We start from the raw sequence: 14254 nt of genomic DNA on the forward strand, positions 1-14254 counted from the left end.
TCCGTACGTTCGTTCGACTTATTGTGAGCAGGACGACATTAGTAGGGTCAAATTCGAACCGACTGAGAATGAAGCCGAGCGATCGAGAAACGCCCCGTAACAATCGGAATCTCCTCCAAATACCACCCGAGACGACCATCTAATACCACATATAACTACCACCTAATACCACTTAATCATAATCCTTTTCTCAATTCTCACGGAGTGCCAGTTATGGCATTTACCGACGAGCTTCACGACGAGGCCGACGAGTTTTGGTCGGCTATCGTGGACCACCCGATGGTGCAAAGCCTCGGTGCTGGGACACTCGACGAGGAGCCGTTCAGATACTGGGTTCGGCAGGATTACGTCTATCTCATCGAGTACAGTCGGCTGTTCGCACTCGGGGCCGCGAAGTCCCCAAACCTCACGTCGATGGGGACGTTCGCCGAACTACTCGACGCGACTGTGAACGAGGAGATGGACCTCCACCGGTCGTACGCGGCCGAGTTCGGAATCAGTGAAAGCGAACTCGAAGCGACCATCCCGTCGCCGACGACGCAGGCGTACACGGACTTCCTCGTCCGAACCGCCTCGCACGGGACGTTCGGTGACATCGTCGCCGCACTCCTGCCGTGCATGTGGGGCTTCAACGAGACGGGGAACCGACTGGCCGCGGCTGGAAAACCGGACCACGAACAGTACGCCGCGTGGGTCGACATGTACTCTGGCGACGAGTTCACCGAACTCACGGAGTGGTGTAAACTGCTCATGGACGACGTCGCCGAAGACGCCAGCGACGCGACGAAAGAGCGCTATCGCGACCTGTTCCGCACCTCGGCTCGCTACGAGTATCTGTTCTGGGACGCTGCGTGGAACCAACAGGAGTGGCCGCTGTGAGTGCGACAGGTGAGACACTAAACGGAGGCTGCCGCTGATGGTCGGCACCGACCTCGTACTCGGCCTCACCGTCGTGACCCTCGTCGTGTTCGCCGGACTCGGCATCTGGTACTCTCGAGGGCGAGTTACCTCGGTCGAAGACCTCGTCTCCGCCCGCGACTCGGCGGGCGAGCGACGGACGACAGCGACACTCGTCGCCTCCGTGATGGGCGTCTGGATTCTCTTCGCCGCGCCGGAGGCCGGGGCCGGATTCGGTATCGCCGCGGTCATCGGCTACGCAATCGGTGAAGCGGTCCCGATGGCCGTCTACGCGAAACTCGGCCCGCGAATTCGAGAGTTGATGCCCGACGGCCACTCGCTGACCGAATACGCCCACGCCCGCTACGGCGACGCGATGTACGCGTTCGTCCTCGTCGTCAGCGCGCTCTACATGTTCATCTTCGTGGCGGCCGAGTTGACCGGTATCGCTGGTGCACTCGCGTTCGTCGCGGGCGTCCCGCACTGGCAGACCGCGATTCTCGTCGGCGGGGCTGTGCTCGCGTACACGACCTACGGCGGCCTCGAAGCGAGCATGTTCACCGATACGGTGCAGGCTCTCGTCGTCTTCCCGCTTCTCATCGTCGCGCTCGTGGGCGTCCTCGTCTCGCTCGGTGGGGTTGGCCCCGTCTACGAGGGCGTCGCCGCGACGAACCCTGCACTCCTCGACCCCGGGTTCGTACCGGGACTCCAGTTCGGTATCGCGCTCGCCTTCGCCATCCTCGGCGCGGAGTTGGTGAACCAGACGTGGTGGCAACGAATCTACGCCGGGAAGTCGAGCGAAACAGTCTCTCGCGGGTTCCGAAACGCGACCGTAGTCAACGGTGCGGTCGTCTTCCTCGCCGCGCTGGTCGGCGTCGTCGCAGTCGGGCACGCTGACATCGTCGCCGACGTGACGAGTGCGGGGTACAACGCCGATGTCGCCTTCTTCGTGCTCCTCGAATCGGCGGTCCCGTCGTGGGTCGTCCTCGCCGTCGTCCTCGTGGCGCTGTTGCTCGTGATGAGTTCGGTCGACACGCTGTTCAACGCGCTTTCGTGTCTCGTGACGGTCGACCTCGCGCGGATGCTCCCCGACTCCAGCGACAAGCAACTCACACTCGGCGCACGGGCCTTTACTATCCTCGTCGCGCTCGCGGCCGTCTACGTCAGCCTGCGAGCACAGAGTGTGCTCCGGCTGTTCTTCCTCGCCGACCTGCTCGGCGCGGCTGTCGCATTCCCGCTCGTCTATGGACTCTACTCGACGCGACTCACCGGGACCGGCGCGCTCGTGAGCAGCCTCACCGGCCTCGGCGTCGGCATCGCGTACTTCCCGGACTTCCGTTCGGTCACGACCGGAATTCCGGTGCTTGGCGACCTCCTCCCGACTGCAGACCCACTGTATCTCACGTCGTTCGCTGGCGCGTTCATCGTCTCTGCGGTCGTTGCCGTCGGCGCAGCGCGAGTTTCGACCACCGAATTCGACCTCGGCGGCCTCACACAGAAGGTTCGCCGACTGGACGATTCGGCAGCCGACCGAGCCGCGGTCCAGTCAGACTGAGGAAAGACAGAGAAGCGTGAGCGGCTACCGGGAGTCGACTACGAATCGGCACCCGGTGCCGGGTCGGGCCGTGAAGCCGGTTCTTCGGGCGTGCTGATTCGCTGGCTGAACAGCCACTCGCGGAGCGTCAGCTTTGGCCGCGACGCGTCGCCCTCGGGGAAGCGGTTCTCGGTCTGCCCGTAGTTGATGAGCGTCACCAGGAACACGCCACCGATGGTGTTTCCGAGCAACACCGGGACGGCGAACTCCCAGAGGCCAGTCGCGAGCGCGATGTTGCCCGTGAAGACGAGGTAGAAGACGTCTGCGGAGCTGACGACGATGTGGTAGAGACCGGTCGCCGGGATGGTGTAGATGACGAGGTAGATGAGGACGACCCGCGAGATGGAGTCGCGAACGGCGTGTTCGAGCCAGACGAGACCGGCGACGAGCCACCCTGCGAAGATGGCTTTGAACACGAGGCTCCACCACGGCGTCTCGATACCTTTCGTCCCGATGTCGACGGCTGCCGCGGCCGCCTCGGGCGAGAAGACACCTGCGTTCGCGAGGACGAACGTCCCAATGAGCGCTCCCGTGAGGTTTCCGGCGAGGACGCTCAGCCAGACGCGGAATAGCGAGGGGACGCTCGCGACTCGCGTCAGCACCAACGTTACCGGCGTCAGCGTGTTTTCGGTGTACAGTTGGTACCGACCCATGATGATGTAGACGAACCCGAGCGGGTACAGAAGCGGCGCGAGAAGCCCCGTCACGTCGTTCGGGAACGCAGCCTTACCGGTAGCGTAGACGAAGAACGTGAGTGTGATGGCAAGCCCCGCGGCGATTCCGCTGAGGTAGAGTTTCTGTATTCCAGAAGAGACCTCTTCGTCGGCGGTCGCCACGACGCGCTGGAATATCTCGTCGGTCGAAAACCGGTCGCCGACGGCCTCTCCCGCGGCGGGAGCGCCACTCCGCGCTCTATCGAACGAGGAACCGTGTTCGACACCGTCGTCGGTCGGGAGTCGGGACGAATCCATCAGTTGACCTGAACCTCCGTATCCGATGATTCGACCGTCTGGCTGGCGTCGTCGGCGTGTTCGTCATCCTGCTCGTCCGTCGGCGGGTCCCGTGACGCGGCGAACCGGGCCAACCGGTAGAGGACGTAGCTGAACGTGGCGAACATGACGAGTTCGACGAGGTACAACTCGACGAGTTCGAGTGGCGTCAACTGGTCGACGATAGCACTCTGGGTGACGGTCAACACCACGTAGGCGAAGATGAGCGTTATCGCCGGCATCGTCACGAGTGTGAGCGCGAGGATAAGCGTCCACAGGCGGTCGGACCGCAGGCGGTCAGGCAACAAGCCATCAAAGGGCAGTTCGTCCGCGTCGGACATCTCACCCACCCCCGGTCAGACGGGTCGAGAAGTCGGTCGCACAGGCGCGTGTGTTGCTGCTGGTTGGGTCCATGTCGGAGTATACCCCCACGAATACATAAATTAGCAGGTTGATTTGACCGGAATGGCCATATATACACAGTTCGTTACCAATGTGTGAATATTATGAGTTCAAAATACCAAATCAGGAATTTTGTCACACGTGCAACGGCCTCCCACCACCGCCGAGAGGGACTGAGATGACACTCGACGGACTCGACGACCTAGACCGGGCAATTCTCTACGAGTTACAGCGCGACTCGCGGCACATCTCCTCGCGAGACATCGCCGAACACGTCGACGCCTCGCCGAGCACGGTACGAAAGCGCATCCAACGCCTCGAATCTGAAGGCATCATCGTGGGCTATCACGCCGACGTCGACTACGAGCGTGCAGGCTACCAACTTCACGTCCAGATGGAGTGTACTGCCGAAATCCCAGACCGATCCAAACTCGGCGAGCATGCATTAGAGATTCCCGGCGTCGTCAGCGTCCGCGAACTCGCGACCGGAGAACACAACGTCCTCGTGAGTACCGTTGGAGAAGACGGAGAAGACCTTGCCCGCATTGCGCGTGAACTCAGCGATATCGGTCTCCACGTTGCCGACGAGCATCTGGTTCGCGGAGAAATGCGACGCCCGTTTGCTGGCTTCAAACCGGTGGACGAAACAGAGCTATCAAGGAACGCCCCCCACACGGATGATAGGCGCTAAGGCTGCTGTACCGCGTTCTTGTCCCCTGACTGCTGTGCCACGTTCTCGACTCGACTTGCTAACTCGTCGTCGACGACCGTCGAGAGTTCGGGATGGATACAACTCGCGAGTACTTCGAGCGAATCGACGAGCCGTGGGCCAGGTCGGTTGAACAGCGCGTTTCCGTCGACTGCGTAGACGTGACCCTCTTTGACTGCAGTGAGTTCGGTCCACTCGTCGCGCTCGGCAAGCGTCGAGACGGCGTCGACCGCGCGCTCTCGCGAGAATCCACAGGGCGCAACGACGAGTCGCTCGGGGTCGTACTCGACGAGCGCGTCCCACTGAATCTGTTCTGACCGACCGTTTGGTTGGAACGAACCGTCGCCGCCAGCGAGTTCGACGAGGTCGCGGACCCAGTGCCCACTCCGATACAGTGGGTCGGTCCAGTCGAGCACGGCCGTCCGCGGACTGTCGAGACCGACGACGCGTGATTCGACCGCGTTGATTCGTTCGTGAATCTCGAAGCGGAGCGTCGCTGCGTCCATCGTCTTTCCGACCGCCTCACCGATTTGCAGGAGGGCGGTCAGAACGTCGTCCAGCGAGTGCGGGTCGAGAGCGAGAATCTCCGCGTCGAGATTTCGGTCGCGAACGGCCTCGAACACGTCCGACGAGTCCACCGCACAGACGTCGCACGTCGATTGCGTAACGACGAGGTCCGGGTCCAAGTCGTCGAGTCGGTTCGCGTCGAGGTCGTACGCTGCACCGTCTATCGACGACATCTGTTCGTCTATCTCACGGCTCGACCGGTCCTCGTGGTCGATAGCAGTGCTCGTGAGTGTCGGCTGGGACGTAACTCGGGGAGGGTAGTCACAACTATGAGAGATTCCGATAGGGTCTGTCCCGATTGCGGTCAGCAACTCCGTGGCAGAGGGGACGAGCGAAACGACGCGCATACAGGAGTGTATTTCTCATTGGATAAATATCTAATATTTCAGGCGAATAGATATGTGTGAATTTCTAGAATGGCTTCGTTCGGTGACTCAGGAGGTGTGCGCCCCGAATCAATACGCCCGAGAGCGGCGGAATTCGAACCGAGCACCACCCTCGTCGCTTTCGGTCAGCGACGCCTCCCAGCCGTGGGCCTCAGCGATTTCTCTCACTATCGAGAGTCCGAGTCCAGTTCCGTACGTCGCTGTCGTGTAGCCGGTGTCGAACACGGCGGCGCGCTCGTCGGCTGGAATCCCGGTGCCGTCGTCTTCGACGAAGAAGCCGTCTTCGAGCGGCCCGACCGTGACCATCGTCGCATTGCCGTGCGTGATAGCATTTCTGAAGAGGTTCTCGAAAAGGTGCTTACACCGCGTCTCGTCGGCCTCGACGAGGAACTCGTCGTTCGACTCGACGGCGAGTGCAGCACCCGGCGTGCTCACGTGTGACCAGCAGTCCGAGGCGAGTTTCGACATATCGACTATCTCCGTCTCTTCGACGCGCTGGCCTTGTCGTGCGAGTGTGAGGACGCCTTCGATGACCTCCTCCATGCGCTGGTGTGCGCGCGTCATGCGGTCGAGTTGCTCCGTGAACTCGCGCATCTGTTCGAGCGTCCCCTCGGCGACGTTCAGCGGGTTCCGAAGGTCGTGTGAGACCGTCTTGGCGAACTGTTCGAGACGTTCGTTCTCCCGCGCTAACTCCTGTTCGTGTTCGAGGCTCCGAAACACCGTCTCGGCGTTGGTCGCGAGAATCTCGACGAGTTTGACGTCGGTTTCGGTGAACGAGTTCGGTTGCGTCTGTCCGACGCTGATGACACCGTAGGAGCCAATGGGAACGTACAACCACGAGTGAACCGGCCCGCGGTCGTAGTCGTCGTCGAGTTCCTCTACGTCCTCGTAGATTCGTGGCTCACCCGTTTTGAACACCTCACCGACCGGACTCTCGTCGAAGTGGTACGCCGGGCGGTCACCAATCAATTCGAGGGTCTCTTCGTCGACGTGCACCGGTTCTAATCGGTCACCGTTGCGGAGTCTGACCACGTTTATCGGGAAATCGAGAATCGCGTCGGTAGCGATGCCGACGCCCGAAGCGACGTCGTCGAAGTTTTCGGAGTCCAGCAGTTCGCGCGTCGCCTCGTGGAGCGCCTCGATTTTTCGCTCCCGCTCCCACATGTCCGTGATTTCGTTGTTGACGGCGACGTAGCCGACCGTCTGCCCCTCGTGTCGAATCGGCGAAATCGTCTGTTCGATGACGTAGGGGTCGCCGTTCTTCCGAACGTTGTGAAGCACCCCTTCCCACACCTCGCCGTCAGTGATAGTCCCCCAGAGGTCACTGTAGAACTCGGCACCGTGGACACCCGATTTGAGGATACTTGGCGTTTCGCCGATAACCTCGCTTGCGTCGTAGCCGGTCGTCTCCTCGAAGGCGGGATTGACGTACTCGATAGTCCCGTCCAGGCGGGTGAAGACGATTCCGTGACCGGCGTTGTCGACCGCCTCCTTGAACATCCGCGAGGGAAGCGTTCGTTCGTGGTCAGGGGGAATGCCAGAACCGTCGCATCGTAGCCATTCACCGGAGCCAGCCTCTCCGGGGAGTGAGGACGAACGGCGTCTCATGTCGTACCCGACGAAAATCTCATAGTTGAACCTACCGGCGATGTTATGACAGTGGGAATGAGGCGAACGCGGCCTCACCGCGCGGCCTCGACCGAGGCGAAAAAGCCGTAATGGGCGACGACACCCGCAGCGAGACAGAGGTAAAACGCCCACTGAGGGCCGTCGACGACGTCGAACAGAAGCGACACCACCGTCACCCACGCGAGGGCGAACAGGAGGTCTGTCACCATCTCCGAGCGGTGGGTCGCGACGTGGTCACGAATCGTCTGGACGAGACTCATCGGTCGGCACTACACCTCCGCATCCTGCTCACCGTGCATGTCGACAACGAGAACGGGCAGTCGCGTCCGGCGGAGCACCTTCTCGGTGACGCTCCCGAGAACGACCCGCGAGAGGCCGGAGCGACCGTGCGAGCCCATCACCACGAGGTCGATGTCGTTGTCCTCGACGAACTTCCGAATGGCTCGTGCTGGTTCGCCAGCGGTGACGTGTTCTTTGACGACGAGGCCGTGCGCGGCGGCAACGTCGGCGACGTATCCTGTCGCTTCGTCGGCGTCCGCCTGCACTTCGGGCATCTCGTCGAGGTGCCCCTGCCGCAGTCGGTCGACCTGTTCGGTGCCCAGCGAATAGCTGGTGGCGTCCACGTCGATGACGTACAGGGCGTGAAGCGTCGCGTCGTACTTCGACGCGAGGTCCACTGCTTGGTCGACGGCCGATTCGGCTGCCGTGCTCCCGTCGGTGGGAACGAGGATGTGGTCATACATTGGTCAGTCGTCCGCGGGGGTCTGGCCCCCGTCGGTTGCCACCACGTCTTCGGCGGATTGCTGCTGTCCCATCGGTTCGGGACTGTGACACTGCCGAACCATCTTCTTGATTCGCTCGGGAGGCTCGGACGTCGCCATCGAGACGGCGATGGTGACGGCGAACACCAGCGGCGTGCCAACGAGTGCGGCCCCGATTGCGGGGACGAACTCGGCGAAGGTGTCGCTGAAGTGGAAGATGAGGTCGTTGACGACGGCCGCGACCCAGAGTACGAGACCCACAGACATCCCCGCGAGCGCGCCCTGACGGTTAGTGTTCTCCCACCAGAGACCGAGGAAGAACATCGGGAACAGGACGATAGCCGCGAGCGAGAACGCCAGTGCGACGAGTTCGCCGACGAGCGCGGGCGGGTCGAACGCCGTAACCGTCACGATTGCACCGAGCGCGACGATGGTCGCGCGACCGACGAGCACCTGCTGTCGTTGCGTCGCGTCGGGGTTGACGATGTTCGTGTAGATGTCGTGTGAGACCGCAGAGGAGGCAGTGATGAACAGTCCGGCGGTCGTCGCGATTGCGGCCGCGATACCACCCGCAGCGACAAGACCGACGAACCACGTCGGGAGGTTCGAAAGCTGGGCCGCAAGGACGACGATGAGGTCGCCTTCACCGCCACTCATGCCGCCGTTCGCCGCGAAGGTCGGGCCGTACTGCGACGCGTCGTAGAGGTCGACACCGAAGGCTGCCAGCGCAGGCGCACTCCAGTAGAGGAGGAGGATGAAGAACAGCCCCCAGACCGTGGACTGCCGTGCCGTCTTCTCGTTTTCGACGGTGTAGAACCGAACGAGCACGTGCGGGAGGCCGCACGTGCCGAAGATAAGCGAGAACGCCGTGGCAATCCAGAGGTAGAAGCCCGCGTTGGCGAAGGGTTCGGAGAACTCTGCCGACAGTTCACCGACGAGCTTTCCGTACTCGATTTGCGGGAGGACCGTCGAGTAGCCGCCGACGTAGCCGACGGTGTAGATGGCCGCGAGGAACGCGACGATGAGGATGACGTACTGCACGGCCATGTTCTTGGTCGCGCCGAGCATCCCCGAGACGGTCAGGTAGCCGACCGTGATAGCCATCATGACGACGACCATCGTCACGTAGTCGGTGCCGAAGACGTAGAGGCCGACGAGACCCATCCCGCGAGCCTGTCCGACCGAGTAGACGAAGCCGATGAGGATGGTCGTCAACGCACCGATGGCGCGGGCAGTGTCCGAGTTGAATCGGTCGCCCACGAAGTCCGGCGCGGTGTACTTCCCGAACCGGCGCATCTGCGCGGCGAGGAAGATGAGCAGGACGAAGTAGCCCGTGGTCCAGCCGATGATGAACGCGAGGCCGTAGAACCCCGCGAGCGCGACGAGTCCCGCTAAGCCGAGGTACGACGCCGCGGACATCCAGTTGGCACCGATTGCCATGCCGTTCTCGATGTTGCCGATTGACCGTCCGGCGACCCACATCCCCTCGGTGTCGGCGACTTTGAACACGTAGCCGATGGCGAGAAAGAGGCTCAACATCCCGACAACCATGAGCGCCGGAATCGGTTTGAACGAGATGTTGAGCGCCTCGGGAAGCAGGTCGCCCGACTGGAGGAAAAGCGAGTTCATTCGGTGACCCCTCCGTCGACCGCCGCCGCTTCGTCACCGTGGGTCTCCCCTGCGTCACTCGCTGCCGCCCCGTGGTCGATGCCGTATCGCTGGTCGAGTTGGTCTCGCTTCCGCGAGTAGAGGAACGCGAGGACGAGCGAACTCGTCGGTGAGATGACCGCGACGGCGAAGTAGTGTGCCGGGAACCCGATACCCGGCAACTGCGTCGTCATGAGACCGGGTGCGAGGTACGTCGCCACTGGCGGCCCGAACGTGAGAAGCGCCCACGCGATGAAGCCAGCCCAGATAACCTTCAGGTGGTCGCGCATGAAGGGGGTACTCGGCTTCAGGAGGTTCACCTCCCGGTCGAGGTAGTCTATCTGTTCGTGCTGTGCGGCTTTCGTCTGCGATTCGTGCGGGTCAGTGGACCCACTCATGTCAGATGTCATCGTTGTGTATCGAATGTCGTCCGAATCCCGTGTCACCCCGTTGGACAGCCCAGCCAGGAATCCGTCCGACGGGGAGTGTGCCTGCTAGCCAGTCGCGCTGCCGTGTTCGTCGGCCAGTCAGGCCCGCTGCTGCTGTTGGACCTTCTGCTGGATGTCCTCGACGACGTCGGGATTCCGAAGCGTCGAGGTGTTCCCGAGTTCGTCGCCGTTCGCGACGTCTTCCAGCAGGCGACGCATGATTTTGCCCGAGCGCGTCTTCGGCAGTTCGGGCGTGAACACGACCTCCTCGGGGCGAGCAATCGGGCCGATAGCGTCCTCGACGCCCTCGATGATACGGCCCCGAAGGTCGTCGTCGCCATCGTGGCCGTCCTCGGTGATGACGTAGGCGTAGACCGCCTCGCCTTTCAGGTCGTGATTCGCGCCGACGACGGCCGCTTCCGCGACGCCTTCGACGCCGACGATTGCCGACTCGATTTCCATCGTTCCGAGGCGATGACCAGAGACGTTGATGACGTCGTCGACGCGACCCAGAACGGTGATGTAGCCGTCGTCGTCGACCTTCGCACCGTCTTCGGGGAAGTAGACCCAGTCGTCGGAGTCGTCGCTGTCGAGGTCAGAGTACTCGCGCCAGTACTCGTTGATGAACCGCTCATCGTTCTTGTAGAGCGTGCGGAGCATCCCCGGCCACGGCTTGTTGACCGTGAGATAGCCAGCGCGCCCGGCCTCGACTTCTTCACCGCCCGTATCGACGATTTGGGCGTCGATGCCCGGCAGCGGCGGCCCCGCAGAGCCGGGTTTCATCTTCCCGACGCCAGGAAGCGTCGTCACCATCATGCCGCCAGTCTCGGTCTGCCACCACGTGTCTACGATGGGGCAGTCCTCGTTGCCGATGTGTTTGTAGTACCACTTCCACGCGCGGGGATTGATTGGCTCGCCGACCGTGCCGAGGAGGCGAAGACTCGACAGGTCGTGCTGTTCGGGGAAGCGACTTCCCCACTTCATGAACGCCCGAATCGCCGTCGGCGCGGTGTAGAAGATATCGACCGAGTACTTCTCGATAATCTCCCAGAGTCGGTCGCGGCTCGGGAAGTCCGGCGTTCCTTCGTACATCACCGTGGTCGTGCCGAGCGCTAACGGCCCGTAGACGATGTACGAGTGACCGGTAATCCAGCCGATGTCGGCCGAACACCAGTAGGTGTCTTCTTTCTCGATGTCCAGCACCGCGTGCGAAGTCCACGCTGCATACGAGAGGTAGCCACCCGTCGTGTGCTTGACACCTTTCGGCTGCCCCGTGGTTCCCGAGGTGTACATCAGGAAGAGCATGTCCTCGGCGTCGCGCTGGACTGGGTCCACCCGGTCGCCCGTGTGGTCGGCCAGCAGGTCGTCCCAGTCGTGCTGATTCCCGCGAAGGTCGTGGCCGAAGCCATCGTCGCCGAGGCGGTCCACGACGACGGTCGCTTCGACACCGTGGTCGACGCCGTCGAGTCCTTCGTTCGCTTTGTCGAGGTGATCCAGCGGGTCGCCGCGGCGGTAGTAGCCGTCACACGTAACGAGGAACTCCGAGTTCGCCGAGTTCATCCGCGTGGCGAGTGCTTCCGCGGAGAATCCGGCGAACACCACCGAATGGGGTGCGCCGATGCGGGCACACGCCAGCATCGCGATGGGCAACTCGGGAATCATCGGCATGTAGAGCGTCACCACGTCGTCTTCCTCGACACCGAGGTCGCGAAGGGCAGCCGCGAATTCGTTGACCTCGCGGTAGAGGTCTTGGTACGTGTACGTGCGCGTCGTTCCGTGCTCGCCCTCCCACTTGATGGCGACCCGGTTCTTGTCGCCGTTTTCGACGTGTCGGTCGAGACAGTTGTAGGAGGCGTTCAGTTTCCCACCTGTGAANCTTGATGGCGACCCGGTTCTTGTCGCCGTTTTCGACGTGTCGGTCGAGACAGTTGTAGGAGGCGTTCAGTTTCCCACCTGTGAACCACTCGTAAAACGGTGGGTTCGAATCGTCCAGCACCTCCTCGTAGTCGTCGTCCCAGTCGATGAGGTCGGCTGCTCGCTCCCAACACTCCGGCCAGTTCTCCTCGAACTCGTCGTATATCTCCGGGTCCGATACGTTCGCCTGCTCGACAAACTCCGCCGACGGTTCGAACTCTGCTTGTTCTGCGAGTCGTGCTTCGAGTTCTACCTGGGCTTCTTCCGACATGCTCTGTGATAGCGAGGAACAGACAAGGGTATAAGTCAGCCATCTAACTATCACGAACAATAAGATATTTTCTCAAATACTCTGTTACAGGACCCCTCAACCGATTACAGTCCTTCAGCCAACTGTCTGGAATATTTAGTAATTCACCATACAGAATCGGGGAGAACCCAAACCACGTTTCCGAACCTAACGATTTAGTGGTCCATCGACGCGTCGAGGTCGTCGAAGAACGAGTGGAGCAACTTCTGTTGGGCGGTCCGAAGGTGTTGATGGAGCGTCGGCGACGACACGTCGAGGGAGTCTGCGAGGTCCTCAGCAGTGCTCTCACGGGGCCACTCGAAGTACCCAGCTAAGAATGCAGCGCGGAGTGCAGAGTGCTGCTTGTCGGTCAGTCGCCCCTCGACAGACTCGCGGAAATCGGTCGCGTGCTGTGGGTCGCGCTCGACCTCCCGTTTCGACCGGAGTTCGGTGTCCGGGTAGGCGTCGGTCAACTCTGCGATGACGGTTCGGAGCGGGATTTCGTTCGAAAGCGATACGACGAAACTGGCAGTGCCGTCCTCGGCGACGAACTCCGAGACGGTCCCGTCGCGTGCTGTGACCGCCGAGAGAAGCGACTCACCGGAGAGCACGATTTCGAGCACCGACTCCTCGCCGCGGTCGCGAACGAGACGAACGTTCGAGATTTCGGGTGCGGCGTCCAGTTCGTCGAACGCTCGGTCGGTTTTCACACCGCTCACGGCGAGGAAACAGAGCAAGGACCGGTCGGCGATAGGGGCGACGCCACGGAGTGCAACCGTACACCCGAGTGCATCGGAGACTCGGACGAGGACCGAACCGTCGTCGGTACACTGGAATCGGAGTCGAGTAACCGTATCCGCGAGCAAGAGTTTCTTCCGCTCGACCGCTGTGAGCGCAGCACCGGCCTGCTGTCCGAGCGTCGCCAACACGCTCTGTTCGCCCGTCGAGACAGTTCCCGGCGATGTGCCGAGGTGTAATCGCCCGAACGTCGTCTCGCCGTGCACGAGCGACACAGTGGTGATAGCCACCGGTCCACCGTCGCTATCAACCACACCACTCTCGCTCGAAACAGACACGTTCGACGTTCGAACGAGGGCTTCGTTGCCATCCGAATCGGCCGGTTCACCACTGTCGGGAACGACGCGACGGACGTCCGACAACCCAGCTTCGTCGATGCCGACTGCGGTCTGTGAGGCTCCAGACGCAGTATTAGCCGCGGAAATCCACGCGAAGCGATACGCGTTCGACCGACCGAGTCGTTCACAGAGCGTCTGTTCCAGCTCGTCACGGGTCGTCGCATCCGAGAGTGCAGCGCTGGTTTCGCGGACGAGTTCGACGACAGACGACAGTCGCGACGAGGTGGCCGTTCCGACACCAGTCGTCGAGCGTTCGACGTCCGGGCGACGGCCAGAACTGGTGTGAGCGACGCCACCGCCCGAATCGTAGCCGCCGGTATCAGACGAGAGCGCCTCGATAACTGCCGTCTCTGCGGGGGCGTCGACGAACGGAGAGAGACTCTCCAGTCGGTTCCAGCCCCCGACTCGGAGTACCACACTCGGGTGGACGCCCTCGGCGAGCAGTTGCTTCGCGTAGTAGTTCCGAAGGTCACGCGAGGAGACGTCAGCCAACTCGTCCTGGTCGAATCGCTCGGCAGCGCGTTCGCCAACCGTCGAAACGAGCATCTGGAGTCGCCGCGCCGTGACCGGAAAGACGCGGTCGGAGTCGCCCACGTCGTTCGCGGCGACGAACTTCCGCAGGTCGTGTTCGACGTCGGCCGGGAGATACGCGGTTCGGTCGTCATCAGGGACCGAAAGTGCGGTGAGGTCGGTGCCACGAGGCCGCCCGGTTGCGACGTGTGCAGGCGTGAGACGGCTCATCTCGGTCGGTTGTAAGCCCACTTCCGCGCCCAATCTGACGACGAGGTCCTCGCGGTACGTCTCGGTCGCCCGGCGCAGTCGGTCGTACGCGACCGCCCACTCTTGGGCCGTTCCGAACGTGTCTCTTGGCCAACCCATCTTTCGTAATAATCGAAGAATTCGAAC

Annotated in this window: 12 protein-coding genes and 1 pseudogene; 3 read left to right on the plus strand and 10 right to left on the minus strand. The window is 62.1% G+C overall.

Going from position 1 to position 14254, the window contains the following annotated elements:
• Positions 1-213 precede the first annotated feature (213 nt).
• Positions 214-879 (plus strand): thiaminase II, encoded by a 666-nt coding sequence (gene tenA / locus C453_RS12080; RefSeq protein WP_008324813.1) that lies wholly within the window; start codon positions 214-216, stop codon positions 877-879.
• Between the two features lie 37 nt (positions 880-916).
• The gene (locus C453_RS12085; protein WP_008324814.1) at positions 917-2452 is read left to right on the plus strand and encodes a sodium:solute symporter family transporter; all 1536 of its coding nucleotides are present in this window, start codon (positions 917-919) and stop codon (positions 2450-2452) included.
• Between the two features lie 38 nt (positions 2453-2490).
• Here C453_RS12085 and C453_RS12090 read toward each other — a convergent pair whose 3' ends face one another.
• Complete coding sequence (locus tag C453_RS12090) at positions 2491-3462, minus strand: formate/nitrite transporter family protein (protein WP_008324815.1); 972 nt, start codon at positions 3460-3462, stop codon at positions 2491-2493.
• Entirely contained in the window at positions 3462-3821 is a 360-nt protein-coding gene (locus C453_RS12095) for a hypothetical protein (RefSeq protein WP_008324816.1), read from the minus strand. Before C453_RS12095 ends, C453_RS12090 begins: the two co-directional genes overlap by 1 nt.
• A 239-nt stretch (positions 3822-4060) precedes the next feature.
• Between C453_RS12095 and C453_RS12100 the strand changes: the two genes are divergently transcribed.
• The gene (locus C453_RS12100; protein WP_008324818.1) at positions 4061-4573 is read left to right on the plus strand and encodes an Lrp/AsnC family transcriptional regulator; all 513 of its coding nucleotides are present in this window, start codon (positions 4061-4063) and stop codon (positions 4571-4573) included.
• On the opposite strand, the gene C453_RS12105 is transcribed toward C453_RS12100, so the two are convergent.
• The 8 genes and pseudogenes from C453_RS12105 to C453_RS12140 all read right to left on the minus strand — a co-directional run bounded on the left by C453_RS12105 (position 4570) and on the right by C453_RS12140 (position 14227).
• On the minus strand, positions 4570-5505 hold the full coding sequence (locus C453_RS12105) for an ABC transporter substrate-binding protein (RefSeq protein ID WP_008324826.1): 936 nt from the start codon (positions 5503-5505) through the stop codon (positions 4570-4572). The two genes, C453_RS12100 and C453_RS12105, sit on opposite strands and share 4 nt — an antisense overlap.
• A gap of 108 nt (positions 5506-5613) precedes the next feature.
• On the minus strand, positions 5614-7152 hold the full coding sequence (locus C453_RS12110) for a sensor histidine kinase (RefSeq protein ID WP_241430744.1): 1539 nt from the start codon (positions 7150-7152) through the stop codon (positions 5614-5616).
• A gap of 74 nt (positions 7153-7226) precedes the next feature.
• Entirely contained in the window at positions 7227-7433 is a 207-nt protein-coding gene (locus tag C453_RS12115; protein WP_007541208.1) for a hypothetical protein, read from the minus strand.
• 9 nt (positions 7434-7442) lie between these two features.
• Entirely contained in the window at positions 7443-7916 is a 474-nt protein-coding gene (locus tag C453_RS12120) for a universal stress protein (protein WP_008324830.1), read from the minus strand.
• 3 nt (positions 7917-7919) lie between these two features.
• Positions 7920-9563 carry a VC_2705 family sodium/solute symporter gene (locus tag C453_RS12125; RefSeq protein WP_008324831.1) on the minus strand — a complete coding sequence of 548 codons (1644 nt, stop codon included), beginning with the start codon at positions 9561-9563 and terminating at the stop codon, positions 7920-7922.
• Positions 9560-9991, minus strand: coding sequence for a DUF4212 domain-containing protein (locus C453_RS12130; RefSeq protein WP_008324832.1), 432 nt, complete (start codon positions 9989-9991; stop codon positions 9560-9562). The genes C453_RS12125 and C453_RS12130 overlap by 4 nt, the downstream gene beginning before the upstream one ends.
• Before the next feature lie 117 nt (positions 9992-10108).
• Positions 10109-12194 (minus strand): annotated as a pseudogene (gene acs, locus C453_RS12135) (acetate--CoA ligase).
• 194 nt (positions 12195-12388) lie between these two features.
• On the minus strand, positions 12389-14227 hold the full coding sequence (locus tag C453_RS12140) for a bacterio-opsin activator domain-containing protein (RefSeq protein ID WP_008324837.1): 1839 nt from the start codon (positions 14225-14227) through the stop codon (positions 12389-12391).
• Positions 14228-14254: the final 27 nt, after the last annotated feature.

It is taken from the genome of Haloferax elongans ATCC BAA-1513 (assembly GCF_000336755.1).
Taxonomy (GTDB): Archaea; Halobacteriota; Halobacteria; order Halobacteriales; family Haloferacaceae; genus Haloferax; species Haloferax elongans.